The sequence below is a fragment of the Streptomyces doebereineriae genome, from assembly GCF_031845645.1.
Taxonomy (GTDB): Bacteria; Actinomycetota; Actinomycetes; order Streptomycetales; family Streptomycetaceae; genus Streptomyces; species Streptomyces canus.
Map to the genome: position 1 here is coordinate 1 of NZ_JAVREZ010000272.1, position 458 is coordinate 458.

Annotated in this window: 1 protein-coding gene; it reads right to left on the reverse strand. The window is 69.7% G+C overall.

Translation table 11 applies throughout. The features are described 5' to 3' along the window. Window positions 1–86: 86 nt before the first annotated feature. A partial coding sequence (locus RNB18_RS51845) for an FHA domain-containing protein (RefSeq protein WP_311721037.1) occupies window positions 87–458 on the reverse strand: 372 nt, incomplete at its 5' end.

The window sequence follows — 458 nt, forward strand, 5'->3', positions numbered from 1 at the left end:
GTCGGCAACGTCACGATACTTGGACGGCGATCGCCGTGAGGGCGAAGCGGGGTGCTTGCCACTCAGGTGTGTCCGGTCTCAGACGCTCAGTGCACGCGCACGATGATCTCGGAATGGCCCAGCCGGATCACGTCGCCGTCGGCCAGCTGCCACTCCTGCACCGGTGCGTTGTTCACCGTGGTGCCGTTGGTGGAGTTGAGGTCTGACAGCAACGCGACCTGTCCGTCCCACCGGATTTCCAGGTGCCGGCGAGACACCCCGGTGTCGGGGAGACGGAACTGGGCGTCCTGGCCGCGGCCGATCACGTTGGCGCCTTCGCGCAACTGGTAGGTACGGCCACTGCCGTCGTCGAGCTGGAGGGTGACCGCAGCGCCTCCGGCGGCGTAGTCGCCGCCGCCGTACCCGCCCTGCTGGCCGCCGTATCCGGGCTGGCCGGCCCCCGGTGCGCCGTACCCACC